Source organism: Sphingomonas sp. Leaf407, assembly GCF_001425385.1.
In the GTDB taxonomy this organism is placed as follows: domain Bacteria; phylum Pseudomonadota; class Alphaproteobacteria; order Sphingomonadales; family Sphingomonadaceae; genus Sphingomonas.
In genome coordinates this window covers 118798-143213 of record NZ_LMQO01000002.1, presented here as the reverse complement: position 1 = coordinate 143213, position 24416 = coordinate 118798, and the positions used below count along the sequence as shown (strand labels likewise).

Below are 24416 nucleotides of genomic sequence, written 5' to 3'. Positions count from 1 at the left end.
CCGCCCTGGCTATGCCAGCGCTATGCGTATGTAGCGTCTTCACCCAGGAATTTGTCAGGCGCTTCCGGCTATCACTCGCTATGTGTGGGACACGCGGCGAATGGGGGCTGCATACAATGGGGCTGGTGAAACGTGAGCGAACGCGGAAGATCGGATGTCATCGCACCGTTGCAATTTCTTCGTGGTATCGCTGCCTGCGGGGTCGTCGTCGAGCATCTGCTGGCACGCTATGAGCGACGTGATGTGCCGCTGTCGGTACTACCCGACCTCATGCGACAATTAGGTCAGACGGGTGTTTTGACTTTCTTCGCGATCAGCGGTTTCATCATGGTGCATATCCTGTTGCGCAAGGCGGCAGGTACAGATCGGACGGCCGCAGGCTGGCGATTCGCTCGTGATCGCTTTACCCGTATCGCGCCGCTCTACTATCTTACCACCGTTCTGAACGTACTGTTCGCTTATGCCACGTTGGGTTTCAGTACGAATTCGAGCTTTCAGTTTCCGGCGGTTGCGGAATGGATCCACTCTTTGTTGTTTATTCCGTACCGTAAAGCCGACGGCCTGATTCAACCGGTCTATGGGCTAGGCTGGACTTTGGAATATGAGATTTTTTTCTACGCGCTGTTCGCGATCGGCATGGTACTCGGCGTTCGGCGGGGACTTCCATTTGTCTTCCTGACGTTACTGGCATTGGCGGCGGCAGGTTCGTGGATTAACGCGCCGCAGCAAGCGTTCGGATTGTCGGTATTTGCCTATTTCTACACCCGACCGGTTCTGCTGTACTTCGCGATCGGAATGGCGATTTCGTTGATCCGGCAGAATCTGGAACTCCGGTTGCCGGTCGTTTCCGCTCCACTGTCCGGCAGCGTTGCGCTGGCGCTGGTTCTGGTTGCCGCGATGAAGTTGTTTCCAGGCATGCAGATGATCGCGATCACTGCCGCGCTGGCCGTCGTAACGTTGGTTCGGCCAACACCGGGTGCCGCGCCGACATTCGAACGTTCGGCACTAGCGCTCGGCAACGCATCTTATGCCATTTATCTGACGCACAGTTTCTTCCTGGGCGCGCTCGCCACAGCAACGGCATCGCTTGTTGGGGGTCGCGACGTACTGATCTATCCAGTAACACTGCTGGCATGCGCGGGATGCGCGGTTGCCGGCTGGCTGGTGTGGCGCTTCGTCGAATATCCGCTGACGCTCCGGCTGCGCGGCCGCCCGCTGGCGGCACCGATGACCGTCGCGCCCTGATGCCCCTTACGGCAGCGGGATGTTCGTCTCGGCATCGCGGCGGGCGCGGCGTTCGGCACGGGCGGCGTTGGCGCGCTGGACGAAGCAACCGGTCTGGCCGCCGGGGCCGACCGTCGAGCAGCTTCCGGTGCCGGTCGCGCCGACATTCTGGTTCGCCTCGGCACGCATCGCCCAGCTTTCGTTCTCGGGCGTCACTTCCAGCTCGCGCAGTTCCTTGGGAATGCGGAAGCGTTCCTGTTCGCTGCGGCGGACGCAGACGACGATTTCCTCACCATTGGTGTTGGTCGGGCATTTGTCGTTGCCGTAGATGACCAGCGTGCCGTTCTGCACCTGCGCGGCGGCAGGCGTGGCCAGAACGGGCATGGCGAAGGCGGTGATCGCGGCGGCACCGGCGAGAAGATAGCGGGTCATCATACGCTCCTGTTCAAAGCCGACAACGCACCGTCGGTCAAATCCGTTTCGATACTTCGATGGCGATGCGACACCCCGCGCGGATCGCCCCCGACAACAGCGGATAGGCGGGCGCGCGTTCGGCCCCATGCGCCAGCGCCGCTTCCTTATGCTCCAGTTCCTCGGCCTGGAACTTCGCGATCGCAGCGCCCAGTTCGGGATCGTCGTCGCCCAGCTCGATCAACTGGTCCTCGTAATGTTTGTCGATCTCGGTTTCGACCGCGGCGGTGCAGGCCATCGCCGCCTCCGGGCCGATCGCCGCCGTCACCGCGCCCAGTGCGAAGCCGGCCACGTCCCAGATCGCCTGGATGATCGTCGGGCGCACGCCGCGTTCGGCCATCAGCGCGTCGAAATAGGCGCGGTGCTCGACCTCCTGCGCCGCCATCCCCTGGATCGCCGCCGACATGGGACTACGATCGCCCATCACCGCCAGTTGCCCGGCATAGATGCGGGTCGCACCATATTCGCCCGCCTGATCCACCCGGATCATCGAGCGGATGCCGCCCGGTTTCCGGTCGCCCGGCCGCCATTTGCTCATGTCCGCCTCCGTGTCGCCAGCCACAGGACCATGAACGCGCCAACGAGCGAAAAGATCGCGTTGAATCCGGCCAGCGAGATGCCGAGGAACGACCATTGCGCCACGTCGCAGCGGATGACCGGCTGCGCGACGATCGCCGCCAACAGGTCGCCGCCGCCGCCGCGCAACGTGTTGGTGCAGGCGGTGACGCCCTGCCACCAGTGATACTCAACGCCGGCATGGAACACGCCGATGAGGCCACTGATCGCGACCGACGCCCCGGCGAGCATCACCAGCGCGCGCTTGGCATGGGTGCGCGGCACCACGAACGACAGCGCGGCGAAGGCGATGGCGGCATAGTGCGGCCAGCGCTGCCAGTGGCACATCTCGCACGGAACCAGCCCGCCCAGATATTGCGAGGCCAGCGCCCCCACAATCAGCGTCAGCGGCAGGAGCAGCGCGATCAGGCGCGCGAGCGGAAGGTCGTTGGCCCGCATCGATCAGCGCTTGGCGGCTTTGGGGGCGGCGGCGGCGGCGGCCATGCGGGTCGCCGGGCCGGTGCGGCCCATCGTCTGCAGCGCGTAATAGAGCTGGAAATCGTCGACCCCGCGCTTCTTCAAGGATTCGGCGGTTTCGGCGAAGCGCGGATCGTCCTTGGTATCCTCGGTCAGCGTCTTGTCGTCGACGCCGGCTTCGTTGACGAGGTGGCGGCGCAGATCGGCCTCGCGGTACACCGGGCGATCCTTGTAGTCGGGATCGGAAATCTGCGGCACCTTCAGGTCGGGGTCGATGCCGCCTTCCTGCACCGACCGGCCCGACGGCGTGTGATAGCGCGCGGTGGTCAGGCGCACGGCGGTGTTCTTCGAGAGATCAAAGATCGACTGGACCGATCCCTTGCCGAAGCTGCGCTCGCCCATCACGATCGCGCGGTGGTGATCCTGCAACGCGCCGGCGACGATCTCGGAGGCGGAGGCGGTGCCGGGGTTGGTCAGCACGATGATCGGCAGCCCCTGCGCCAGATCGCCCGGCACCATCTCCTCGGCGAAATAGCGTTCGGTATCCGCCTTGTCGCGGCCGCGCTGCGAGACGATCTCGCCGCGCGCGAGGAAGGTGTCGGACACCTCGATCGCCTGCGTCAGCAGCCCGCCGCCATTGTCGCGCAGGTCGATGATATAGCCCTTGGGCTTGTGGCCCAGTTGCCGGTCGATCGCGGCGATGGCGGCGCGGGTGTCGGCCCCGGTCGATTCGCTGAAGGTGTTGATGTTGATGACGCCGATGTCGTCCTTCACCTCCCACTTGACCGGCTTCTGCACGATCGTGCCGCGCACCAATGTCAGTTCGATCGGCTTGTCGCGGCCGGGGCGGACCAGCGTCAGCGACACCTTCGATCCCGTCGGCCCGCGCATCTGTGCGACCGCTTCGTCGAGCGTGCCGCCGACGATCAGCTTGCCGTCGACATGGGTGATGTAATCGCCCGACTTGATGCCGGCGCGCGCGGCGGGCGTATCCTCGGTCGGGGTGATGACCTTGACCGCGCCGTCCTCCATCGTGACCGACAGGCCGAGGCCCGAATAATTGCCCGAGGTGGCGATGCGCAGATTCTCGAAATCCTTGGCGTCGAGATAGCTCGAATGCGGGTCGAGTGCTGCGAGCATGCCGCGCATCGCGCCTTCCATCAGCGTCTTGTCGTCGACCTTGTCGACATAGCTCGCCTTCACCCGGTTGTAGACGTCCATGAAGGTATCGAGTTCGCGGAAGCTGCCCGCATCGGCCTGCGCCATCGCCCCCGTGGCGACGGGAACCAGTGCCAGCGCGCCGAGAATGGCGGCGGCGTGGGAGTACGAACGGGACATGACCATAGGAGCTTTCAACTGCGGCACCGGCGCAACACTAGCGGGAAAAGTCCGTACGATCAAAGAACAGAGTGGATGAACGGGAGATGGATGGGGTGCGGGCATGACCGGGGCATCCGTCACCCCGGCAATGGCTTTTCTCAGTAGCGCGTGTCGAGCGGGCCGGCGAGCTGACGGTCCGCCGTCCAGCGGTTGCCGGTGAGCGACAGGTCGCGCACGTCGCGCGTCACCAGCGCGCCGGCCCCGGCGGGCACGCGGATGCGGTGGAGATCGGCGCCCACCACATCCTCCAGCCGCAGCGCCGGGCGCGGATCGGGCGTGGCGACGGCGATCTCGATGTCGCGCAGTTCCAGCCCCCGGACATGGCGCACGAACAGCCCGGTCGCGGGCAGATCGCCGAACATCGTCGCTTCGGGATAGCCCAGTTCGTTCTCCGGCGGCACCAGCGCCGCCATCGCCGGGGCCGCGCCGCCGACATGATGGAGATATAGGCCCGAGATGGTCAGATCCTCGATCGGACGGTCGGCCAGCCCGGCGACGACCGACGGGAGCAGCGTCGCGTCCGAACTGGTGACGTTCTGGATCAGGATGCGCTTCATCGTGCCGATCGGCCGCCCGGCCGGTCCGCGCATCCGCTTGCCCAGCCGCAGGAACAATGGGCCGTTGACGGTGCCGCGCATCGTCACGTTGCTGACGGTGATGTCCTCCACCACGCCGCCGTCGACGGTTTGGAAGGCGAGGCCCCGGCTCTGGTCGAAGATGCAGTTGGTGATGGCGATGTTGCGGAAACCGCCGTTGCTCTCGGTCCCGAACTTGATCCGGCCATGGATCAGCGGGGCGAACTCGGGTGGCATCCGCTTGAAGGTGCCATCGAGGACCGATCCGACCTGATAATTGCCCATCACCAGACAATTGGCGATGGTGACGTTCTCGGTCACGCGCGCCTCGCCCAGCGCATAGCTGCTCTTGGGGCAGATCGCGTCGTCATAGGGCGAGTTGACGGTGCAGTTGCTCACCCGGACGTTGCGGCAGCAATCGATGTCGAAGCCATCGCGGTTGGTGTCGCACAGCACGTTGTCGATCACCAGATTGTCGACCCCGGTCGCCAGCAAGGCGAACCAGCCGCCCTCCAGCATGCGGAAATCCTGCAACGTCACGTTGCGGCAGTTCTTGAGCGCGATCGCCTTGTTGCCGGTCCCCGGACCATTGGGGTCCTTCAGCCAGTCGTCCTTGCCGTCGCCGCGCCCCAGCCCCTTGCCCCAGATCAGGCCGTGCCCCTCGATCGCGATGTCGTGGAGCCCTTCGCCCCAGATCAGACTGTTGCGCCAGTGGCTGTGGCCGTAATCCTGGTACATGTCCCATGGATTGGGTTCGGCGATGTCGTAGCCGGTGGTGCCGACGGGTGCCGCGGCGAGAATGACCGCGCCATTGTCGAGGTGCAGCGTCACCCGGCTTTTCAGGCGGATGGTGTAACAGGCATAGGTGCCCGCCGAAAAATACACGGTGCCGCCGCCGCGCGCCGCGACATGATCGATCGCCTTGTTGACGGCATGGCTGTCGATGGCGATGCCGTCGCCTTTCGCGCCGAAGCGGCGGACGTCGACCATGCCGCCACCGCGCAGGGGCCGGGCCAGCGCGCGGGCGGGATGCGCACCAAGGGTCGCGGCGGCGAGCAGCCCCGCCCCGCCCAGCATGACATGACGACGATCCAGCATCAGCGAGCCTCAAAAGAAAAAGGGGCCGCGCAGGGGATTGCGCGGCCCCAGGGAGGGATCAGAATTTCAGCGTCGCGCCAAGGAAGAATTCCGCCCCGATCACGTCGTAGGTGGCCGAGAAGGTATTGGCGTTCGGCCCCTGCGTCGTCACCGGCGGATCGCGATCGAAGATGTTGTTCACACCGCCGAACAGCTCGATCTTGCGCGTCGCGTCATAGTTGAACGACAGGTCGAAATAATTCTGCGCGGGCAGGCGCGGATAGACCAGCGTGGCACGGTCCGGCACCACCGCCGCGCCTTGGCGCAGCGGCACCAGATAACGGTCGGTATAGACCGGGCCGATGTAGCGATGGCGCAGCGAGAGGCTGAGGCCATCGTTGTTCCACGTCAGCCGGGTGTTGCCGCGCCAGCGCGGCAGCGGCTGGCCGCAGGTGGTGCCGAACGCGCCGACGCATTCGTTGCGCAGGTTGGGGAGTGCGGCGACCGGCGTCGAGGTGAACTCGTTCAGCCACGTATAGCTGGTCGCGATGTCGAGCGAGCTGTCGCTCGCCACACCGGGGAAACCGAAGCCCAGCGGCACGCGGTAGCGCAGTGCGAAGTCCAGCCCCGAGGTCTTGAGCAGGCCGCTGTTGGCGTTGCGCACCTGTACCGCGAACGGCTCGTTGATTTCGCCGTTCAGCGGGTTGCGCTGCACCGCGCGGCAGAACTCGCTGTTGATGTCCTGGATGGTGTAATAGCACAGGTTCAGCGTGTTCTGGAGCCCGCCGCCCAGTTGCGCCACGGCACCTTCCAGCGAGATGTTGAAATAATCGACGCTGGCGGTCAGGCGCGGGGCGAAGCGCGGCGTGAACACGACGCCCAGCGTATAGGTGTCCGACACTTCTTCGCGAAGGTTCGGATTGCCGCCGAGGTCGGACGAGAAGAACGCATTGGGCTGCACGCCGCCGCCGAACACGTTGGCGGCGGGCACGCCGGTCGCCACGCACAGCGCGCGGACGGCGGCGGTCTGCTGCGCCGCCGCCGACCGGCCGGAGCAGGGATCGGTCGCGGTCGCGATCTGCCGGCTGGTGCCGCCGAACAGTTCGGCGACGCTCGGCGCGCGGATCGCGCGCTGATACTGGCCGCGCAACGTCACGTCGCGGTTGATCCGCCAGTCGAGCCCGCCGAGATAGGTCCACACCCCGCCGATGCCGTTCAGGTCGTAGTTCGAATAACGGAACGCGCCGTTGGCGACGAGGCTGTCGATGAACGGCGTGTTGTGGATCAGCGGTACGCGGACTTCGCCGAACACTTCCTTCACGCCCACCTTGCCGGCGGTCGGCAGGCCGGGGTTGAAGCCGACCACGTCGCCCGAAGCGAGGAAGGTGTCGGGGGTGAAGCGCGCGCTCGATTCGCGCCATTCATAGCCATAGGAGAAGCCGACCGGCCCGGCGGGCAGGCGGAACAGATTGCCGGTGACGCTGGCCTGCGCGACCTGCTGCGTCGCCATCGTCGTGTTGGTAGCACCGATCGACACCGCGCTGACGCACGCCGCCGACACGTTGGCGCCAAAGATGTTGCAGACCGGCGCGGCGCCGTTCTGCGACAGGAGCGCCGTCTGCAAGCGGCTGCGCGAGATGGCGTTGCGCAGTTGCAACGTGTCCTCGCTGCGGGCATAGGTGTAATAGACGTCGAACTTCAGGTCGGTCAGGAAATTCTCGGTCGCATCGCCGATCGTGCCGCGCAGGCCCCATGCGCCGCGGAACACGTTGCGCCGTTCGCTGGCGAAGCGCGCGCCATTCTCGACATACCGCCGCCCGGCGGTCAGCACCGCCAGCCCGTCGCCGGCGACGGTCGTGCGCCGCGCCGATCCGCTGGTGACGGTGATCGTCCCCGTCTCCGCCTGGTCGAGCAGGCGCAGCACGTTCTGGAGCTGCGGCGTCAGGAAAGGATTGTTGACGTCGAGCAGCGTCGAGGTGCCGACGTTGACCGGCGCAAGCTGCGCATCGACCGTGTTGTTGCTGTAGTGCAGCTCCATATAGGCGGTGATGTTGTCGTTCAGGTCGTAATGACCGAAGCTGTTAATCATCCAGCGTTCCTGCGGCTGGATGAGATAGTTGAACGGCCCGAGGTTGAAATCATCCTGCGGGGTCAGCGCCGGACGCGCGGCGGTGCCGCCATTGTTGAAGGTGAAGCCGCGCGAGCCAAGACCGGTCAGGCCGGCGGCGGCATAGGCCGCCTGCAACGCGGGGCTGGCGTTGGCGAAGGCGGGGATGCCCGAGAAACGGCCGTTGGGAATATCACCGCTGCCGCCCGCCACGAAGCCCAGTTCGCCACCGTTCGCGGCGCAGTTGGTCGTCGAGCTGTTGCTGAACGGGGTGCCGGCGCGGTTCGGGCTGGCGGTGCCGGGCACGACGCAACCGTCGACCAGCGTGTCGAACGCATAGCCGCCGCGCTGCCCGCGCGTGATCGACCCGCGCTTGAGGTAGTTGCCCGAGACGACGACGTTGCCGCGATCCTCGGCGAAGTTGCCGCCGAGCGTCACGTCGAAGTTGTAGACCGGGGTGGTGGTATGCGCGTCGAGGTTGACCTGGGCGCGTGCCTCCAGCCCCTCGAAATCGTCGCGCATGATGAAGTTGATGACGCCGGTGATCGCATCCGATCCATAGACCGCCGACGATCCGCCGGTCACGACCTCGGTCCGGGCGATCAGCGTCGACGGGATGGTGTTGAGATCCGTTACCTGCTCCGGCCCGAAGATCGCGAAGCGGCGGCCGTTGACCAGCACCAGATTGCGCTGCGACCCGAAGCCGCGCAGGTTCACGTCGGCATAGCCGCCGGGCACGGTGTTCGCGGTCGCGCTGCCGAGCGCCGAGCCGACCGCCTGCGGGATCTGCGCCAGCGTCTTTTCGACGTTGACGTTGCCCGACAGCTTGATGTCCTCCTGCCCCACGACGTTGACCGGGGTCGATGCGTCGAACCCGGTACGGGCGATGCGCGATCCGGTGACGACGATCTCGGCGGCGGCATCGGGTTCGACGGCGGGAGTCGCCTCGCCCTGCGGCGCGGCCTGTTGCGCGAACGACGGCGACGCCAACATTGCCAGCGGTAGCAACGCGACGGAGCAAAGATGGCGAGTGGCCCGGTGCTGTTTCATATGTCCTCCCCTAGTCCCTCCCGTCGCCGCGACTGCGACACGGGTTTCCGCCGCCGATCCTTCGGCTGGCGGAAAGGAATGATAGCGCTACCAGTTTTGGACCGCTGTATCCCTGAGCGAACTGCTACGATTGCCAGCGCTGGCAGTCAATCGGCAAAATGATGGAAATTATGCCCGCGCCGATCGAGCAGCGCGTCGCCGGGATGATGGAGGTGCATCCGCTGCCACCACCGGGCGATCGCGGGACGATGGGTCGCCGCCCCGCCCGCCGCGCCGGCGATGGCGACCGACACGATGGCCGACAGGACGAGGCGGCGGGTCCGGGTCATCGATCGATCGCGTGGGGCCGATGCGGCCGCGTCAGCCAAGGTCGGGCAGCGCGCCCCGGCCGAACGAATCGAGCCAGCCGTCGAGCGCGTTCGCGAGCGTTGGCAGCATCACGATCAGGATGCTGCGCGCGTCGGTCGGATCGGGCCGCCGTTCGACATAGCCGCGCGCCTCGAAATTCTCGATCAGGCGCAGCGCGGTGGTGGTCGACGCGCCGCTCGCCGCGCAGAGCTTGAGGACGTTGGTCCGCTGCCCCTCGGCAGTTGCGACGTACAGCGCGAGGATCATGTCCCACGCCGGTTCGACGAAGCGCAGCCCCGCGAAGGCGGCACCGCGCGCGCGGCGGCCGGCGAGCATCGCGCTCGCCTGTTCCAGACGGCGGGCGGCGGGATCGACCGGGTCGGGCCGGGCGGTGCCGACGAACTGCAGGACGGTGGCGCGCGGCAGGCGCACCAACACGTCGATCATTTCGGTTGCGGTGGCATCCATGACGATCGGAATCCGTTACGAAGGACCGGCCCGGCGTCGCGGGGCAATTGCATCGTGCCGAGCGCCAGCGCCGCGAAGGCGAGATAGGCGTAAAGACCGAGGCCGGTGTGATAGACGAAAGGCGCGACCGCCGGCAGCAGCGCGGCGGCGATGCTGACCAGCAGGTTCGCCAGCGTGAAGCCGAACGCCCAGACCGGCCAGAAGCGCGTCGTGCGCACCGCCAGCCAGAAGAAGCCCGCCGCCACCGCGAAGTCGATCGTCAGGACCGACAGCGCGGCGGGCAGCCATGCCGAGGCCGACAGCAGCCGGACAACCAGCGTCGCGATGCAGCCGATGACGTTGATCGCCGCGCCGATCCGTTCGGGCCGGCCGCCGCGCCACGCGGCATAGCCGTTGACGCCGAGGAACACGGCCCAGAACAGCAGCGCGAAAAGGACGTTCGTCGCCATCGGGAAGCTTCGGCCGCCGGATCAGGCCATGACGGGCACGGGCGCGTCGGCGCTGCCCGACGGTTTGGGCAGCAATTCGCCCCAGCTCGTCTCGGTCAGGCCGAGTTGCCGTCCGGTCCGCTCGATCGCGACATGCGCGCGCATCGCCATCTGCGACTGGCTTTCGACCAGCGAGCCGAGCGCGCCGACCGTCGCCTTGACCGTGCCATGCGTCATCGCCGCCGACAGGCCGTGCGCCGAGGTGGCGTCGAGCGTGGTCATCAGGAACTGCGCGGTATCGCGCATCGCGACGTTGATCAAATGTTCGGCGCGACGCAGATCGTCGGCGACGGTGAGGCTGGTGGCGGTGAGGTGCTGCATGGTCGTTCCCCTCGGCATCTGCATGCCGGCTATGATGCGGTCTGGCCGAACAGCAGCCCCAGTGCCACGATGACCATCGCCGCCACGGTCAACCCGACCGGGGTGGCGATCGCGATGATCGCCCCCCACAGGGCGACCTGTTGCCAGCTCATCATGTTCCTGCGGCCGGTGCTGTCCGGCAACGGCATGGGAAGCGGCCAGAGCGGCGGCGGGGAAGATGGAGAAGATACAGGGTGTATCGATTCCACCCCCGATTCATGCGCCGCGAACCGCCGCGCGGCATCGAACCGGCTGGTCGCGCCGAGGATATTCTTGGCGTCGATCAATTGGTTATCGACATAGCGCGCGCTCAGCCCCAGCATGTGGGCAATCTCGGCCGATTTGCGGTGTTCATGCACCAGCCGCAGCAATTCGCGCTGGCGCGGGGTCAGTTTCGCGAATCGGTCGTCGGCGGGATGCTCCATCACGCGATCATTAACGTCATTTTCAGCGAGATCGACCGGGCGTACGCGGCGGCGAAACCACATTGCTGCCGGGTATATTCTTGGCTACGCATTCATCAGACAAATCAAGGCGGGCCGGAAGCGGCAGCCGCCACGTCAGGAGAGACGAACGATGCTGATTTCCCGTCGCGAGGCGATTGCCGCGGGCGCGCTGGCCGGAGCGGTCGCGCTGCCGGGACTGGGATCGGCGCATGCCGGCGTGTCGGGCGAGGCCCCTGCCCCGGTGTACATCGGTCCCCGGCGGGTCGAACGGCTGGCCGACTGGCGCTTCCACCTCGGCCATGCCGCCGACGTCGAACAGGACTTCGGCTTCGGACGGTATCAGCGGACCTATGCCAAGGCGGGCGTCACCGCCGACGCCTCCAGCCCGGCGTTCGACGACAAGGGCTGGCAGGCGGTGATGGTGCCGCACGACTGGGCGGTGGCGCTGCCGTTCGCCAGACCGGCCGCGGCGGCGACGAAGGAAACCGAGGACGCCGCCGCCGCGCATGGCTTCAAGGCGATCGGCCGCGACTTTCCCGGAAACAGCGTCGGCTGGTATCGCACCCCGATCGCCATCGACGCCGCCGACCGCGACCGCGCGCTCTGGATCGAGTTCGACGGCGTGTTCCGCGACTGCATCGTGTTCGTGAACGGCTATGTCGCCGGCCGTAACGAAAGCGGCTATGCGCCGTTCGCGGTGCCGATCGGCGACTTCCTCGATTACGACGGCGGGCCGAACGTGATCGCGCTGCGGGTCGATGCGTCGCTTGGCGAAGGCTGGTTCTATGAAGGCGCCGGGATCTACCGCCATGTCGATCTGGTGCGCGCCAACCGCGTCCATGTGCCGCAATGGGGCAGCGTGGTGCGCAGCACCGTCGGCAGCGACGGCGCGAGCGTTGCGGTCGTGCTGGAGGTCCGCAACGACGGCCCCGCCCCGGTCGCGGCGGTGGTGCGCCAGCGGATCGTCGGCGCAAACGGACAGGCGGTGGCGACGCTGCCCGAAACGTCGCTGACGGTCGCCCCGCACACCACCGCGACCGCGACCGGCAGCGCGCGGATCGCCGCGCCGCAGCTGTGGTCGGTCGAGACGCCGTATCGCTACCGGCTGCACAGCGAGGTGGCGGTCGACGGCATCACGGTCGACACCTATGTCACCCCGTTCGGCATCCGCACGGTCCGCTTCGACGGCGCGCGCGGCTTCCTGCTCAACGAACGGCCGGTCAAGCTGCTGGGAAGCTGCAACCATCAGGACCATGCCGGGGTCGGCACCGGCATCCCCGACGCGCTCCACGCATGGCGGATCGCGCAGTTGCAGGAGATGGGATCGAACGCCTGGCGCAGCGCGCACAATCCCCCCGCCGCCGCGATGCTCGACCTGTGCGACGCGATGGGCATGCTGATGATCGTCGAGGCCCGGCGCAACAGCAGCGATCCCGCGGCGATGGACGAACTGTCGCGCATCGTGCGGCGCGACCGCAACCATCCCAGCGTCATAAGCTGGTCGCTCGGCAACGAGGAACCGCAGCAGGGATCGCCGCGCGGCGCGCGGGTCACGCAGGCGATGCAGGATCTGGTGCGCGAGCTTGACCCGACCCGGCCGACGACCTTCGCGTTCGACAATAGCTGGGACAAGGGTGCCGCCAGGATCGTCGACACGGTCGGCTTCAACTATCGCACCGACAGGATGCCCGCGTTCAAGGCGGCCCATCCCGGCGTACCGGTCTATGGATCGGAAACCGGCAGCACGGTCGCGACGCGCGGCGCCTATGCCAACGATGCCGCGCGGCAGATCGTGCGCGCCTATGACACCGAACATCCGTGGTGGGCATCGACCGCCGAGGAATGGTGGACGATCGTCACCGACCGGAGCGACATCGCCGGCGGGTTCATCTGGACCGGGTTCGACTATCGCGGCGAACCGACGCCCTATCCGGCGTTTCCCAGCATCTCGAGCTATTTCGGCGTGCTCGACACCTGCGGCTTCCCCAAGGACAATTTCTATTATTACCGCGCGTGGTGGCGGCCCGACCAGCCGCTGGTCCATCTGCTGCCGCACTGGAACTGGCCGGGCAAGGAAGGCCAGCCGATCGAGGTGTGGGTGCATGGCAATTGCGCCGAGGTCGAGCTGCTGCTCAACGGCCGCTCGCTCGGGCGCAAGCCGATGCCGCGCAACCGGCACCTGCGCTGGGACGTGCCCTATGCGCCGGGCCGGATCGAGGCGCGCGGGTTTGACAAGGGCCGCCGCACCGCGCGCGACGTGCGCGAGACGGCCGGGACCGCCGCCGCCGTCGTGCTGACCGCCGATCGCCGCCGGCCGCTGGCCAGCGGGCAGGACGTGGTGATGGTCCGCGCCGAAGTGGTCGATGCGAAGGGACGCATCGTGCCGGATGCCGCCGATCTGCTGCGCTTCGCGGTCGCGGGCAATGCGACGATCATCGGTGTCGGCAACGGCAACCCGACCAGTCTCGAGGCCGATCAGGCCGACCGGCGGAGGGCGTTCGCCGGGCTGGCGCAGGCGATCGTCCGCGTCGGGCGCGGCACCGGCCCGGTCAGGATCACCGCCACCGGCGATGGGCTGACATCGGGGCAATTGATCCTGCTGCCACAGCCGGGGTGACGCCCGGCCGGTTCCCCGCCCGAATCAGATCCATCTGAACGGAAGCGTCGCCCCAGCGAAGGCTGGGGCCTCCCGCGGCTCCTGCCCCGCATATGCGCTGGGATGACGCCTGTTTCGAAGGTGGATGGATCAACCCCTACCCGGGCAGGCCGCCGGTCTGGCGCAGCGCCTCGCCCAGTGCCAGCGCGGCGGAGGTGGCGAGGTTCATCGATCGCACCGCGCCCTTCATCGGCAGGCGGACGAGTGCGTCGCACGCATCGGCCACGCCTTGCGGCACGCCCGCGCTCTCCTTGCCGAACAGCAGCACGTCGCCCGGCGCATAGCCGAAACGATAGGCCGACTCGGTCGCCTTGGTGGAGAACAGCACCAGCCGGCCGCCGTCCAGCGTGGCGCGAAACGCAGCGAAATCGGCGTGGCGGGTGACGGTGACGTGATCGATATAGTCCATCGCCGCGCGGCGCACCCGCCGGTCGTCCCATGTAAAGCCCAGCGGCTCGATCAGGTCGACCGTGGCGCCCAGACAGGCGCACAGGCGCAACACGGCACCGACGTTACCGGCGATCTCGGGCTCGAACAGGGCGATACGCATCGCCGCCGCTTGGCGCGCGCCGGCGCGATTGGCAAGCCGGGCGATCCTTGCCGCCGCCGCCACGCCGGCTTGCCACCGGGGGACGCCCTCCTTATGTACCGGCCGTTATGGAATCGCTTGCAACTCCCCCGCCCAAGGGTCGGCCCCGCGAATTCTGCGTCGATGCAGCACTCGCCAAGGCGCTTGGCGTGTTCTGGGCCAAGGGCTATGACGGCGCGTCGATGGCCGATCTGACCGACGCGATGGGCATCACCAAGCCCAGCCTCTATGCCGCGTTCGGCAACAAGGAAGCGTTGTTCCACAAGGCGCTCGACCTCTACGAAGCCGAGAAGATGGCCTATACCCGCGAGGCGCTGAACCAGCCGACCGCGCGCGCCGTCGCCGAATATTTCATGCGCGGCGCGATCGATGCGCAGACCGACAGCGGCGGCCCCAAGGGGTGCCTCGGGGTCATCAGCACCACTGCGTGCGGCGCGGACGCCGGATCGATCAAGGCCGACATGATCCAGCGGCGCGCCTGCGCGCAGGCGGCACTGGTCGAACGATTCGAACGCGCCAAGCGCGACGGCGACCTGCCCGACCATGTCGATGTCGCCGGTTTGACCGGCTATCTCTACGCCGTGCTGCAGGGGATGGCGGTGCAGGCCGGATCGGGGGCGACCCGCGCCGATCTGGAACGGGTGGTCGCCACCAGCCTGATGATGTGGCCGGGGCGATAAAAAGCTACCGGTCGGTATAAAAGGCGTTGACGACTGCTTCGCCGCTTAATATACCGACCAGTATAGAAGAGGGCATCGTAGCGGTGCCTCCATGGTATCCGCAAAGGCTGCACCATGCCCGACCCTGTGTGTTCGCGGTGATCGCCCGGTAACGTCGGCGACGCCGCAGTCCAATGCTTCAATTTCGGCACGTCCGCCGGCCCGGTACTCGGGCGGGTGGCGGAGGTGCATCTGCACGTCGGCACCATCATGGGGCCGCGACCGCCCGGTCGCGCCCCGATCAAGCCACCGTGCGCCATCCAAAGGGAGGATCCGTTCATGGCCTATGTCGATTTCACCGGTGATCCGATGCTCGCAGTGCAGGCAGGCAGCGTCGAGACCGCCGCTGTGCCGCGTACCGGGCTCAGCGCGCTCGAATGGTCGGTTGTCGCGCTGGCGCAACATGACCGCCTGTCGTCGCTGCGCGAGCCGGGGCGGGTATCGGTCGCGCTCGGCCGGGTGTTCGGCACGCGACGCGGCAGTCCGCACCTCGCCGATCCGCAACTGGAAGCGCTGCGCCGCATGGCGGTGCTGAGCTGGCATCGCGGGTTCGCGGTGCCGGTGCATGAACTCAAGACTTTCCTGCGCGCGGGCTTTTCGACCGACCAGTATGAAACCATGGTCGCCAGCATCGGCACAGCGCGCAGCCGGAACCACGCCCGCGGCTGAGAGGCTGTTGGAAAACGCGCGATTGCCGCGTTTTGCGGTGCCGGCCCGCTCCCTCTCCCGTCCACCCACAGGGTACACTCAATGGGTGGACGGGAGAGGGTAGCCCAGCAAAGTATTACTTTGCTGGGACCCGAGGGGGAGCGGGCCGGCACCGCCTTGAAATTCGCTCTCCCGCGAATTTTCAAACGAACTCCGACACACCGGTCGGTGCAGCGATGGCAGGGTTCGTGCGTTCGCCCCGCCATGGCTTCCTCCCACGATCGTTATCCCTATCGCAGCATCGTCGATCGCCCGGTCTATGACTGGCCGGGCGGCAAGCGCCTCGCGCTCTATCTTGGCGTAAATTACGAGGTGTTCGACTTCGGCGGCGGGCTGGGCGCCGAACTGGCGCCGTCGCAGACCGACCCCGATGTGATGAACTATGCGTGGCGCGATTACGGCAATCGCGTCGGGGCATGGCGGCTGTTCGACCTGTTCGACCGGCTGGAGCTGCGCACCACCGCGCTGCTCAACGCCGATGTGCTCGACCGCTGCCCCGGCCTTGCCGAAGCCTGCCGCGACCGGGGCGACGAGATCGCGGCGCACGGTGGCAGCAACGCGCGGGCGCAGGGCGACATGACGCCCGGCCGCGAAGCACGTCTGATCGCGGACGTGACCGAACGCCTCGCCGCGCTCGGCACGCGGCCGACCGGGTGGCTTGGGCCCTGGATTTCGGAAAGCCACGACACGCCCGACCTGCTGGCGCAAGCGGGCTATCGCTACGTCCTCGACTGGGCGCACGACGACTAGCCGACCCGGCTGTCGACCGCGCAGGGCGGGCTGTCGTCGGTGCCCTATTCGCAGGAGATCAACGACATCCCGGCGATCATCCAGCGCCGGCAGGAGGCGGAGACATTCGCGGCCATGATCCGCTCCGCCGTCGAGCAGCTCCTGTCGGAATGCGACCGCCGCCCGGTCGTGCTGGGCATCGCGCTCCACCCCTATATCATGGGGCAGGCGCACCGCGTTCCCGCGCTCGCCCGGGTGTTGAGCGACCTGCGCGAGGCGGACGATCCGCGCATCTGGTGGACGACCGCCGGCGAGATCGCCGCCCATGTCGAGGCCAACGGGCTGGCGGTGTAGGATCGACATTCGCCGGACTCCGGCAAGTTGCTCCCCTCCCTGACAAGGGAGGGGCTGGGGGTGGGTGGGTCGGAGAGGAAACGTAGGCTTCCCACAACCGGCCGACCCACCCCCGCCCCCTCCCTTGTCAGGGAGGGGAGACGTCGAACGCCTTGTTCAATCCCGGTCCGTCCCACGTCGCGCATGCAGGGCGCGGACCTCGTCGGCGAATTGCTCGACGGGTCCCGCAACCTCGATACCGGGAACCACATCGGTGACGCGCAGCGGCGCGATGCCGAGCGACGGCCTGCCCAGCTCGGCCAGCCATTGCCCCAGTTGCGGCGTCGATGTCGCATAGACGATCCGCCCCAGCCCAACGAGGCCGTGCGCCGCCGCGCACATCGCGCAATGTTCGCCCGAGGTATAGACGGTCGCGCCGCGGCGTTCCTCCGGCGACAGATGCTCCGCCGCGAAGCGGGCGATCGCGAATTCGGGATGCCGCGTCGGATCGCCGCCGCCTGTCCGGTTGCGATCCTCGAACAGCACCGTGCCATCGGCGGACACCAGCAGCGACCCGAACGGTTCGTCCCCCGCCGACACCGCTTCGCCGGCCAGATCGACGCAGCGACGGAGACAGGCAATATCGGTTGCGTTCATGACGGGCCTCGATGGAATTCGTGTGACCGGTCCGCCGCTGCGGCCGGCCCATCGAAAAATCCGATCGGACACATTGGTTCAAATCGTTGGAATACGTGTCCCCGGTCGGTCATCCCACGCGGAATAGTCATGGAGAGAGTTGCGATGGACGCCATCCCCGAAAACAGCCCGATCAACGATCCCAAGAAGCAACCTGCCGCGATGCGCCGCCTGCTGGGCCAGACCGCGCGCGACTGGTGGCCCGAGGCGCTGTCGATCGACATCCTCCATCAAAAGGGCGTCAGCGGCAATCCGTTCGGCAACGACTTCGACTATCGCGCCGAATTCGCAGGCATCGATTATGATGCGCTCAAGGCCGATCTGACCGCGCTGATGACCGACAGCCAGCCGTGGTGGCCGGCCGATTACGGCCATTACGGCCCGTTCTTCATCCGCATGGCGTGGCATTCGGCCGGCACCTATCGCACCGGCGACGGGCGTGGTGGTTCGTCGGCGGGGCAGCAGCGCTTCGCCCCGCTCAACTCGTGGCCCGACAACGGCAATCTCGACAAGGCACGCCGCCTGTTGTGGCCGATCAAGCAGAAATACGGCCGCCAGTTGAGCTGGGCCGACCTGTTCATCCTCGCCGGCAATGTCGCGATCGAATCGATGGGCGGGCCGACCTTCGGCTTTGGCGGCGGACGCGAGGACGTGTTCGAGCCCGAAAAGGACGTCTACTGGGGCACCGAGGAAGAGTGGCTCGGCCAGACCCGGATCGACGAGGAAGCCGGCCTCGCGCTCGAAAGCCCGCTCGCCGCGATCCAGCACGGCCTGATCTATGTGAATCCCGAAGGTCCGGGCGGCTGCCCGATGCCCAAGGGTTCGGCGCGCGACATGCGCGAGACGTTCGCGCGCATGGGCATGAACGACGAGGAGACGGTGGCGCTGACCGCCGGTGGCCATACCTTCGGCAAGGCGCATGGCGCGGGCGACCCCGCCCATGTCGGCACCGAGCCCGAAGGCGCGGACATCGCCGCGCAGGGTCTGGGCTGGGCATCGACGCACGAGAGCGGCATGGGCGATCACACGATCACCTCGGGCCTCGAAGGCGCATGGACGCCGACGCCGACGACGTGGGACATGACCTATTTCGACATGCTGTTCGACCATGAATATGAACTGGTGAAAAGCCCGGCGGGCGCGCACCAGTGGCAGCCGGTCGGCAACCCTGAGGATACGCTGGCCCCGGCGGCGCACACCCCGGACAAGAAGGTGCCGACGATGATGTCGACCGCCGACATGGCGCTGAAGGTCGACCCCGCCTATAACGCGATCTGCCAGAAATTCCGCGCCGACCCGGCCTATTTCGCCGATGTCTGGGCGCGCGCGTGGTTCAAGCTGACCCACCGCGACATGGGGCCGAACGTCCGGTTGCTCGGACCGGAAGTACCCAAGGAAGACCTGATCTGGCAGGACCCGGTCCCCAAGCTGGCAGGCGAGGCGATCGGCGATGCCGAGGTCGCCACGTTGAAGGAAGCGATCGCCGCGTCGGGCCTGTCGATCGCCGAACTGGTGACGACCGCGTGGTCGTCGGCCTCGACCTATCGTGGGTCGGACAAGCGTGGCGGTGCCAATGGCGGCCGCATCCGCCTTGCCCCGCAAAAGGACTGGGACGTCAACGAGCCGGAACAACTGGCGAAGGTGCTGTCGGTCTATGAGGGCATCAAGGCCGGTTTTGACGGCAAGGGCGGCAAGACCGTGTCGATCGCCGACCTGATCGTGCTGGGCGGGGTCGTCGGCCTCGAACAGGCAATCGCGCCGACCGGTCACGACGTTGCGGTGCCGTTCGTCGGCGGCCGGACCGACGCGACGCAGGACTGGACCGATGTGGAGAGCTTCGCGGTGCTCGAGCCGAAGGCCGATGCATTCCGCAACTATCTGCAGGTGCAGTTCAACGTGCCGACCGAGGAGCTGATGATCGACCGGGCGCAACTGCTCGGCCTGTCGGCACCCGAAATGGCGGTGCTGGTCGCGGGGCTGCGCGTGCTGGGGGCGAATCACAGCAAGGCAAAGGACCACGGCGTGTTCACTACCCGGCCGGGACAGCTCACCAACGACTTCTTTGTCAACCTGCTCGACATGGCCACCGCATGGAAGCAGGTCAGCGACGACAGCGATCAGGAGTTCGTCGGCACCAACCGCCACACCCACGAGCAGAAGTGGACAGCGTCGCGCACCGATCTGGTCTATGGCTCCAATTCGCAGTTGCGTGCGATTTCGGAAGTCTATGCCTGCGACGACGCCGGCGAGAAGTTCGCCAAGGACTTCGTGGCGGCATGGACCAAGGTGATGATGGCCGACCGGTTCGATCTCGGACAGGCATGATCGCCTTCTGATCCGCGCGACAGCGTGACGGGGGTGCCCGGACATAAGGTCCGGGCACCCCTTTTCATGCGCGTCGATCAAGTCGCTTGACGCTTAACTCTACATATGTTGTGTTTGATGCATGGCCCGGACCCGTCGCCCTTCGCCACAGATGCTGACGCTGATCGAAGCACTGGCGGGACGCGCGCCCGAATCGTGGCATGGCTATGAGCTGATGAAGGCGACCGGGCTGATGTCGGGGACGATCTATCCGTTGCTGATGCGCATGACCGATCAGCGACTGGTCGAGGCAGAGTGGTGTGCCCCCGAGCACCCCGGCCGGCCGCCGCGCCATGCCTATCGATTGACCGCCGCCGGACGGCAACTGGCGCGGGACCTCGCCACCGATCGCCCCGCGCCCGACGGCGTGCCGTTTCCGGCATGAGCGCGCCGCTTGCCCGGCTGCTCCTCGCGCTCGCGGTCCGCAGCCTCGGCACGCGCCATGCGGCATGGGGTGCGGCGATGCTCGCCGAACAGCCCGCCGCCGCCGCCGATGGACGGTCGCTCCGCTTCGCGCTGGGCTGTCTGATCGGGGCATGGCGCATGCTGCCACGGCATGGCGAGGGGCGCCGGTTGCTGGCCGGCTATGCGCTGGCGTTGGGGCTGCTGTTGCCGGTGGCGGCGATGCTGGTGGTCGCGACGCTGTTCGGCTTTCCCTTCGTCGCGGCGAGCGACGGCCTCGGCGGCTTCCTGACCGGCAGCGGCACGCACGTCTCGCTGCTGAACGCGGGCACGCGGTCGACCGGCCCGGTGCTGGCGGTGCTGTTGCTGGCGCTGGCGGGTTGCCACCTGCCGCTGGCGTGGTGGGTGCTCGACCGGAACTGGGCACGGGTCGCGACCGCGATGCGCTTCGGCGCGGCGACGATCACGACGCTCGCGCTCCTGACGGCGTGCGCGATGCTGGACGTGACCACGCTGCTGCTGCCGGTCGCGGCGGTGGTGGCCGAACTGGCGGCGGTGTCGGCCTTCGCATGGTGGCACGACGCGGCACGGGAGAATATCGGGACGGCATCCTGACCGCCCCGATCCAGCGGGAGAGGAACGATGACGGGCGCGTTGAACCTGATGCGGCTGGCGGCGGGGCTGTGCCCGGTGCTGATGCTGGGCGGATTGTTGCCACCGGCCGGCGATGCCCGGCCGGTACGGATCGCCGTGCGCTCCGCCGGCACGACGAGCGACGTGCGGATCACGTCCGAACCGGGCGTCGTCCTGGCCGGCACGCTGCATCTGCCGACCGCCGCGCATGGCGCGCGGGTTCCGGTGGCGGTACTGATCCAGGGTCACGGCCGCAACGGACGCGGTGGCTATGACGAGCTCATCCGGCGATTGAACGCCGACGGCATCGCCGCGCTGGAATATGACAAGCGCGGCGTCGGCCAGTCGAGCGGGACGTACAAGGAGGATCTGGCGCGTCTGACCGCCGATGCTACCGCCGCCGTCGCGGCGATGCGCGCGCGCGGCGACATCGACGGGCGGCGGATCGCACTGGTCGGGCACAGCCAGGGCGGGGTCGTCGCCCCGGCGGTCGCGGCAGTCGATCGGGGGGTCGCGGCGGTCGTGACGCTGGCCGGATCGGTGGGCGACGGCCTGCCCTATCTCACCCGCGCGATCCGCCACCAGATGATCGCCGCCGGCCGCGCGCCGGCGGTGGTCGACCCCGCGATCGACGCGATCACCGCGCTGCTTCAGGCGCGGATCGACCGGCGGGACATGGCCGCGATCACGCCGCTGCGCATCGCGGCGATCGCGCGGTTCGAGGATGCCGGCTTCTCGCCCGCGCAGGCGCAGAGCGCACTGGCGATGATCGATACCGAGGAAGCATGGCAGGCCGACCGGCTACGCTCCGCCTCCGACCTGAAGGCGCTGCACGTCCCGGTCCTCGCGGTGTTCGGCGAGAAGGACCCGCTGATCTCCGCCGCCGAGGAATCCGCCGCCGCGCGGGCAGCGTTGCGCGACAACCCGCGTGGCAAGGTGGTCGTACTCGCCGGCCTCAGCCACTGGTTTCAGGACGGTGCCGTGACCGGTGGCGAGGACGAGGTGGCACGGCTTGGCCCCAACTTCGGCTCGCCGCGCGCCGTCGCGCTGGTCGGCGACTGGCTGGACGATGCGCTGTCGGTGAAGCGATAACCGGGTCGGCGTTGGCGGCGTAACTGATATAACATCTCATTGACGATGGTGTAACGTGCCGCCATGAGGCGCGCTCCTGTCGCCGGTCCTGCCCGCGCGGCCTGGCCAACAACGGGGGTTGATATGCTGCGCCACGCTTCGCGCGCGAGTTTGATGATGTGCCTCGCCGGTTCGGCGCTGCTGGCGGCGGCACCGGCGGCGGCGCACGAGCCGGGGGACGATGCCGCGCCGGCCGATCAGGAAATCACCGTCACCGGCGTGCGACAGGCCTATCGCGGCGACTTCACCCTTGCCGAAATCCCGCAGTCGATCGCGCAGATCGACGAGGAAACGCTCAAGGAAAACAATTTCCTGCGGCTGGGCGACGCGCTCGATCTCAACGCGTCGGTTTCGCGCCAGAACACGCTCGGCGGCCTGTTCGACAGTTTCGCGGTGCGCGGCTTCGCCGGTGACGAGAATATCCCGACCGGCTATCTCGTCAACGGCTTCAACGGCGGACGCGGTTTCGGCGGCCCGCGCGACGTCGCCGGGATCGAACGGGTCGAGGTGTTGAAAGGCCCGGCGGCGGCGCTGCTGGGACGCGGCGAGCCGGGCGGCACCGTCAACCTCGTCACCAAACAGGCGGAGATCGGCCGCACCTTCGGCAGCACGTCGCTGCAACTCGGCAGCTTCGACCGGCTGCGCAGCGAAGCCGACGTCAATCTGGCGCTCACCGACACGCTCACCGCCCGGTTGATCGGCTATGCCGAGGATGGCGACACGTTCCGCGACAGCGTCGACCTCCACCGCCGGGGCTTCCTTCCTTCGGTCGGCCTCGCGATCGGGTCGCGGACACGGCTGACCTATGATTTCGAATGGACGCGGGTCGAGACACCGTTCGATCGCGGCATCGTCGTGCTGAACGGCGACTTCGCCACCGTGCCCCGCACGCGCTTCCTCGGCGAGCCGGGCGACGGCGATACCATCGCGCGCGCGACCGGCCACCAGCTCCGCGTCCAGCACGACCTGAGCGGCGACTGGAGCCTGCTCGTCGGTGCCAGCCTGCGCGACACGCTGCTCACCGGCTTTTCATCGGATGCCGAACTGGTGCCGGCCCGCCAGAAGCTGTTCCGCGACGGCCGCTCGCTGTCGCGCCAGCGCCGCTCGCGGCGGTATGATTCGCGCCAGTGGGTCGTGCGCGCCGAACTGTCGGGTGCGTTCGACACGGGCACGCTCCGCCACCGCGTCCTGATCGGTGCCGATCTCGACCGGTTCGACAACGACCAGCAGTTCGGCCGCGTCCGCCCCGCCGTCGTCGGCGCGACGACCACCGACCGCGCGGGCTATGTCCTCGACATCGCCGATCCGGTCTATGGACGCTTCCCCTTGCCGACCCCGGGGCCGCAGAACGATCGCCTCGACGTGCAGGAATCGAACGGGGCGTTCGTGCAGGACCAGATCGCGCTGACCGACCGGCTGCAACTGCGCGTCGGCGGGCGGTATGATTCGGTCCGCCTGCGCACGCTCAACCGCCTGACCGGGATCGACAGCGACCGCAGCGTCGGCCGGTTCAGCCCGCAGGCCGGGCTCGTCTATCGGTTGAGCGATCCGCTCACCCTCTATGCCGCCTATGGCGAGGGGTTTCGCGCCAACATCGGCACCGACGTGACCGGCGCGATCTTCGATCCCGAGATCAGCCGGTCGAAGGAAGTCGGCATCAAGCTGGCCCTGCCCGGCGGCCGGTGGAACGCCACGCTGGCGGCGTTCGAACTGACCAAGTCGAACGTGCTGGCCAGCGACACCGGCAATCCCGGCTTTTCGGTCGCGATCGGCAAGGCGCGCAGTCGCGGTGTCGAACTCGACCTGACCGGCCGCCTGCCGGGCGATGTCGAGGTGCTGTTCAGCTATGCCTATCTCGATGCCGAGGCGCGATCGACGTTGCTCGAACCCAATTTCAACTTCCAGATCCGCCCCGGCGACCGGCTCGTCAACATTCCCGACCACACTCTGAACGTGCAGCTTGCCAGGGACTTCACCCTCGCCGGCCGCAAGGCGCGCGCCGGGGGCGGCATGCACCATGTCGGCGATCGATCGGGCGAAACCGGCACCGCCTTCACCCTGCCCTCGCACACGCTTGCCCGCATCTTCGGTGAGGTCGAGCCGGTCGACGGCGTCACGCTGTTCGCGGCGGTGCAGAATCTGTTCGACGCGCGGTGGTACGCCAACAGCTATTCGCCGCTGTGGGTCCAGCCCGGTGCCCCGCGCACCGCCGCGATCGGGCTGCGCACGAGTTTTTGAGGAGGAGGAAACCGGCCCCCCTCCACCGCGACACCGGCTGGCCACCGCAAGACCGGGCGGAGCGGATGCTACGGCTGTTCGTCGTTCCCGCGCAGGCGGGAACCCATAGACGCAACGGGCTCGGTTCGATCACCAGCGTCGGCGTGTATGGATTCCCGCCTGCGCGGGGATGACGCGGAGGGGGGCAAGGGC

The 24416-nt window shown here is 67.5% G+C and carries 24 protein-coding genes; 11 read left to right on the top strand and 13 right to left on the bottom strand.

Annotated features, from left to right (window positions below; genetic code table 11):
* Positions 1-132: 132 nt before the first annotated feature.
* Positions 133-1245, top strand: a complete 1113-nt coding sequence (locus ASG37_RS07100; protein WP_156349061.1) for an acyltransferase family protein — start codon at positions 133-135, stop codon at positions 1243-1245.
* Between the two features lie 6 nt (positions 1246-1251).
* Here the strand turns inward: ASG37_RS07100 and ASG37_RS07095 are convergent, their stop codons facing one another.
* The 11 genes from ASG37_RS07095 to ASG37_RS07045 all read right to left on the bottom strand — a co-directional run bounded on the left by ASG37_RS07095 (position 1252) and on the right by ASG37_RS07045 (position 11005).
* Positions 1252-1659, bottom strand: coding sequence for a hypothetical protein (locus ASG37_RS07095; RefSeq protein ID WP_414887959.1), 408 nt, complete (start codon positions 1657-1659; stop codon positions 1252-1254).
* Between the two features lie 34 nt (positions 1660-1693).
* A complete protein-coding gene (locus ASG37_RS07090; protein WP_055757626.1) occupies positions 1694-2233 on the bottom strand; it encodes a demethoxyubiquinone hydroxylase family protein in 540 nt (179 codons plus the stop codon).
* Positions 2230-2709 carry a disulfide bond formation protein B gene (locus ASG37_RS07085; protein WP_055757624.1) on the bottom strand — a complete coding sequence of 160 codons (480 nt, stop codon included), beginning with the start codon at positions 2707-2709 and terminating at the stop codon, positions 2230-2232. The genes ASG37_RS07090 and ASG37_RS07085 overlap by 4 nt, the downstream gene beginning before the upstream one ends.
* Positions 2710-2712: 3 nt before the next feature.
* Positions 2713-4065 (bottom strand): S41 family peptidase, encoded by a 1353-nt coding sequence (locus tag ASG37_RS07080; protein WP_055758663.1) that lies wholly within the window; start codon positions 4063-4065, stop codon positions 2713-2715.
* Positions 4066-4205: 140 nt separating this feature from the next.
* Entirely contained in the window at positions 4206-5780 is a 1575-nt protein-coding gene (locus ASG37_RS07075; protein WP_082448063.1) for a glycoside hydrolase family 28 protein, read from the bottom strand.
* Between the two features lie 58 nt (positions 5781-5838).
* A complete protein-coding gene (locus ASG37_RS07070) occupies positions 5839-8859 on the bottom strand; it encodes a TonB-dependent receptor domain-containing protein (protein WP_235525138.1) in 3021 nt (1006 codons plus the stop codon).
* Positions 8860-9062: 203 nt separating this feature from the next.
* On the bottom strand, positions 9063-9245 hold the full coding sequence (locus tag ASG37_RS07065; protein WP_055757620.1) for a hypothetical protein: 183 nt from the start codon (positions 9243-9245) through the stop codon (positions 9063-9065).
* 31 nt (positions 9246-9276) lie between these two features.
* Entirely contained in the window at positions 9277-9711 is a 435-nt protein-coding gene (locus ASG37_RS07060; protein WP_162233455.1) for a MarR family winged helix-turn-helix transcriptional regulator, read from the bottom strand.
* Positions 9708-10181: a hypothetical protein gene (locus ASG37_RS07055; protein ID WP_055757615.1), complete on the bottom strand. Its 474-nt coding sequence runs from the start codon at positions 10179-10181 to the stop codon at positions 9708-9710. The genes ASG37_RS07060 and ASG37_RS07055 overlap by 4 nt, the downstream gene beginning before the upstream one ends.
* Before the next feature lie 21 nt (positions 10182-10202).
* The gene (locus ASG37_RS07050; protein WP_055757613.1) at positions 10203-10541 is read right to left on the bottom strand and encodes a hypothetical protein; all 339 of its coding nucleotides are present in this window, start codon (positions 10539-10541) and stop codon (positions 10203-10205) included.
* A gap of 29 nt (positions 10542-10570) precedes the next feature.
* Positions 10571-11005 (bottom strand): LuxR C-terminal-related transcriptional regulator, encoded by a 435-nt coding sequence (locus tag ASG37_RS07045; RefSeq protein WP_082448062.1) that lies wholly within the window; start codon positions 11003-11005, stop codon positions 10571-10573.
* A gap of 151 nt (positions 11006-11156) precedes the next feature.
* Here ASG37_RS07045 and galA point away from each other — a divergent pair, with 151 nt between their 5' ends.
* Positions 11157-13643 (top strand): beta-galactosidase GalA, encoded by a 2487-nt coding sequence (gene galA / locus ASG37_RS07040; protein ID WP_055757611.1) that lies wholly within the window; start codon positions 11157-11159, stop codon positions 13641-13643.
* Between the two features lie 136 nt (positions 13644-13779).
* Here the strand turns inward: galA and ASG37_RS07035 are convergent, their stop codons facing one another.
* Positions 13780-14232 (bottom strand): tRNA (cytidine(34)-2'-O)-methyltransferase, encoded by a 453-nt coding sequence (locus tag ASG37_RS07035; RefSeq protein ID WP_055758654.1) that lies wholly within the window; start codon positions 14230-14232, stop codon positions 13780-13782.
* A gap of 107 nt (positions 14233-14339) precedes the next feature.
* On the opposite strand from ASG37_RS07035, the gene ASG37_RS07030 reads away from it, so the two are divergent.
* From ASG37_RS07030 to ASG37_RS18010, 4 genes are all read left to right on the top strand, one after another.
* On the top strand, positions 14340-14951 hold the full coding sequence (locus tag ASG37_RS07030) for a TetR/AcrR family transcriptional regulator (RefSeq protein ID WP_055757609.1): 612 nt from the start codon (positions 14340-14342) through the stop codon (positions 14949-14951).
* 318 nt (positions 14952-15269) lie between these two features.
* Entirely contained in the window at positions 15270-15659 is a 390-nt protein-coding gene (locus tag ASG37_RS07025) for a hypothetical protein (RefSeq protein WP_055757607.1), read from the top strand.
* Positions 15660-15902: 243 nt separating this feature from the next.
* Positions 15903-16448 carry a polysaccharide deacetylase family protein gene (locus ASG37_RS18015; protein ID WP_235525137.1) on the top strand — a complete coding sequence of 182 codons (546 nt, stop codon included), beginning with the start codon at positions 15903-15905 and terminating at the stop codon, positions 16446-16448.
* 39 nt (positions 16449-16487) lie between these two features.
* Positions 16488-16781, top strand: coding sequence for a hypothetical protein (locus ASG37_RS18010; protein WP_235525136.1), 294 nt, complete (start codon positions 16488-16490; stop codon positions 16779-16781).
* Positions 16782-16937: 156 nt separating this feature from the next.
* Here ASG37_RS18010 and ASG37_RS07015 read toward each other — a convergent pair whose 3' ends face one another.
* Positions 16938-17417, bottom strand: a complete 480-nt coding sequence (locus ASG37_RS07015; RefSeq protein ID WP_055757605.1) for a nucleoside deaminase — start codon at positions 17415-17417, stop codon at positions 16938-16940.
* A gap of 144 nt (positions 17418-17561) precedes the next feature.
* Here ASG37_RS07015 and katG point away from each other — a divergent pair, with 144 nt between their 5' ends.
* From katG to ASG37_RS06990, 5 genes are all read left to right on the top strand, one after another.
* Positions 17562-19781 (top strand): catalase/peroxidase HPI, encoded by a 2220-nt coding sequence (gene katG, locus ASG37_RS07010; RefSeq protein WP_055757603.1) that lies wholly within the window; start codon positions 17562-17564, stop codon positions 19779-19781.
* A gap of 121 nt (positions 19782-19902) precedes the next feature.
* Entirely contained in the window at positions 19903-20205 is a 303-nt protein-coding gene (locus ASG37_RS07005; RefSeq protein WP_321163611.1) for a PadR family transcriptional regulator, read from the top strand.
* A complete protein-coding gene (locus tag ASG37_RS07000) occupies positions 20202-20837 on the top strand; it encodes a hypothetical protein (RefSeq protein WP_055757598.1) in 636 nt (211 codons plus the stop codon). Before ASG37_RS07005 ends, ASG37_RS07000 begins: the two co-directional genes overlap by 4 nt.
* A gap of 27 nt (positions 20838-20864) precedes the next feature.
* Positions 20865-21947, top strand: coding sequence for an alpha/beta fold hydrolase (locus ASG37_RS06995; protein WP_055757596.1), 1083 nt, complete (start codon positions 20865-20867; stop codon positions 21945-21947).
* A gap of 153 nt (positions 21948-22100) precedes the next feature.
* Entirely contained in the window at positions 22101-24224 is a 2124-nt protein-coding gene (locus ASG37_RS06990; protein ID WP_235525135.1) for a TonB-dependent siderophore receptor, read from the top strand.
* Positions 24225-24416: the final 192 nt, after the last annotated feature.

Excerpts from the sequence above, each read along its gene's own strand:
- ASG37_RS07090 (WP_055757626.1), bottom strand. The coding sequence starts at position 2,233 with ATGAGCAAATGGCGGCCGGGCGACCGGAAACCGGGCGGCATCCGCTCG.
- galA (WP_055757611.1), top strand. The coding sequence starts at position 11,157 with ATGCTGATTTCCCGTCGCGAGGCGATTGCCGCGGGCGCGCTGGCCGGA.
- ASG37_RS07005 (WP_321163611.1), top strand. The coding sequence starts at position 19,903 with ATGGCCCGGACCCGTCGCCCTTCGCCACAGATGCTGACGCTGATCGAA.
- ASG37_RS07015 (WP_055757605.1), bottom strand. The coding sequence starts at position 17,417 with ATGAACGCAACCGATATTGCCTGTCTCCGTCGCTGCGTCGATCTGGCC.
- ASG37_RS07060 (WP_162233455.1), bottom strand. The coding sequence starts at position 9,711 with ATGATCGACGTGTTGGTGCGCCTGCCGCGCGCCACCGTCCTGCAGTTC.
- katG (WP_055757603.1), top strand. The coding sequence starts at position 17,562 with ATGGACGCCATCCCCGAAAACAGCCCGATCAACGATCCCAAGAAGCAA.
- ASG37_RS07030 (WP_055757609.1), top strand. The coding sequence starts at position 14,340 with ATGGAATCGCTTGCAACTCCCCCGCCCAAGGGTCGGCCCCGCGAATTC.
- ASG37_RS07085 (WP_055757624.1), bottom strand. The coding sequence starts at position 2,709 with ATGCGGGCCAACGACCTTCCGCTCGCGCGCCTGATCGCGCTGCTCCTG.
- ASG37_RS07035 (WP_055758654.1), bottom strand. The coding sequence starts at position 14,232 with ATGCGTATCGCCCTGTTCGAGCCCGAGATCGCCGGTAACGTCGGTGCC.
- ASG37_RS07050 (WP_055757613.1), bottom strand. The coding sequence starts at position 10,541 with ATGCAGCACCTCACCGCCACCAGCCTCACCGTCGCCGACGATCTGCGT.
- ASG37_RS06995 (WP_055757596.1), top strand. The coding sequence starts at position 20,865 with ATGACGGGCGCGTTGAACCTGATGCGGCTGGCGGCGGGGCTGTGCCCG.
- ASG37_RS18015 (WP_235525137.1), top strand. The coding sequence starts at position 15,903 with ATGGCTTCCTCCCACGATCGTTATCCCTATCGCAGCATCGTCGATCGC.
- ASG37_RS07070 (WP_235525138.1), bottom strand. The coding sequence starts at position 8,859 with ATGTTGGCGTCGCCGTCGTTCGCGCAACAGGCCGCGCCGCAGGGCGAG.
- ASG37_RS06990 (WP_235525135.1), top strand. The coding sequence starts at position 22,101 with ATGATGTGCCTCGCCGGTTCGGCGCTGCTGGCGGCGGCACCGGCGGCG.
- ASG37_RS07095 (WP_414887959.1), bottom strand. The coding sequence starts at position 1,659 with ATGATGACCCGCTATCTTCTCGCCGGTGCCGCCGCGATCACCGCCTTC.
- ASG37_RS07075 (WP_082448063.1), bottom strand. The coding sequence starts at position 5,780 with ATGCTGGATCGTCGTCATGTCATGCTGGGCGGGGCGGGGCTGCTCGCC.
- ASG37_RS07045 (WP_082448062.1), bottom strand. The coding sequence starts at position 11,005 with ATGGAGCATCCCGCCGACGACCGATTCGCGAAACTGACCCCGCGCCAG.
- ASG37_RS07065 (WP_055757620.1), bottom strand. The coding sequence starts at position 9,245 with ATGACCCGGACCCGCCGCCTCGTCCTGTCGGCCATCGTGTCGGTCGCC.
- ASG37_RS07080 (WP_055758663.1), bottom strand. The coding sequence starts at position 4,065 with ATGTCCCGTTCGTACTCCCACGCCGCCGCCATTCTCGGCGCGCTGGCA.
- ASG37_RS07055 (WP_055757615.1), bottom strand. The coding sequence starts at position 10,181 with ATGGCGACGAACGTCCTTTTCGCGCTGCTGTTCTGGGCCGTGTTCCTC.
- ASG37_RS07025 (WP_055757607.1), top strand. The coding sequence starts at position 15,270 with ATGGCCTATGTCGATTTCACCGGTGATCCGATGCTCGCAGTGCAGGCA.
- ASG37_RS07000 (WP_055757598.1), top strand. The coding sequence starts at position 20,202 with ATGAGCGCGCCGCTTGCCCGGCTGCTCCTCGCGCTCGCGGTCCGCAGC.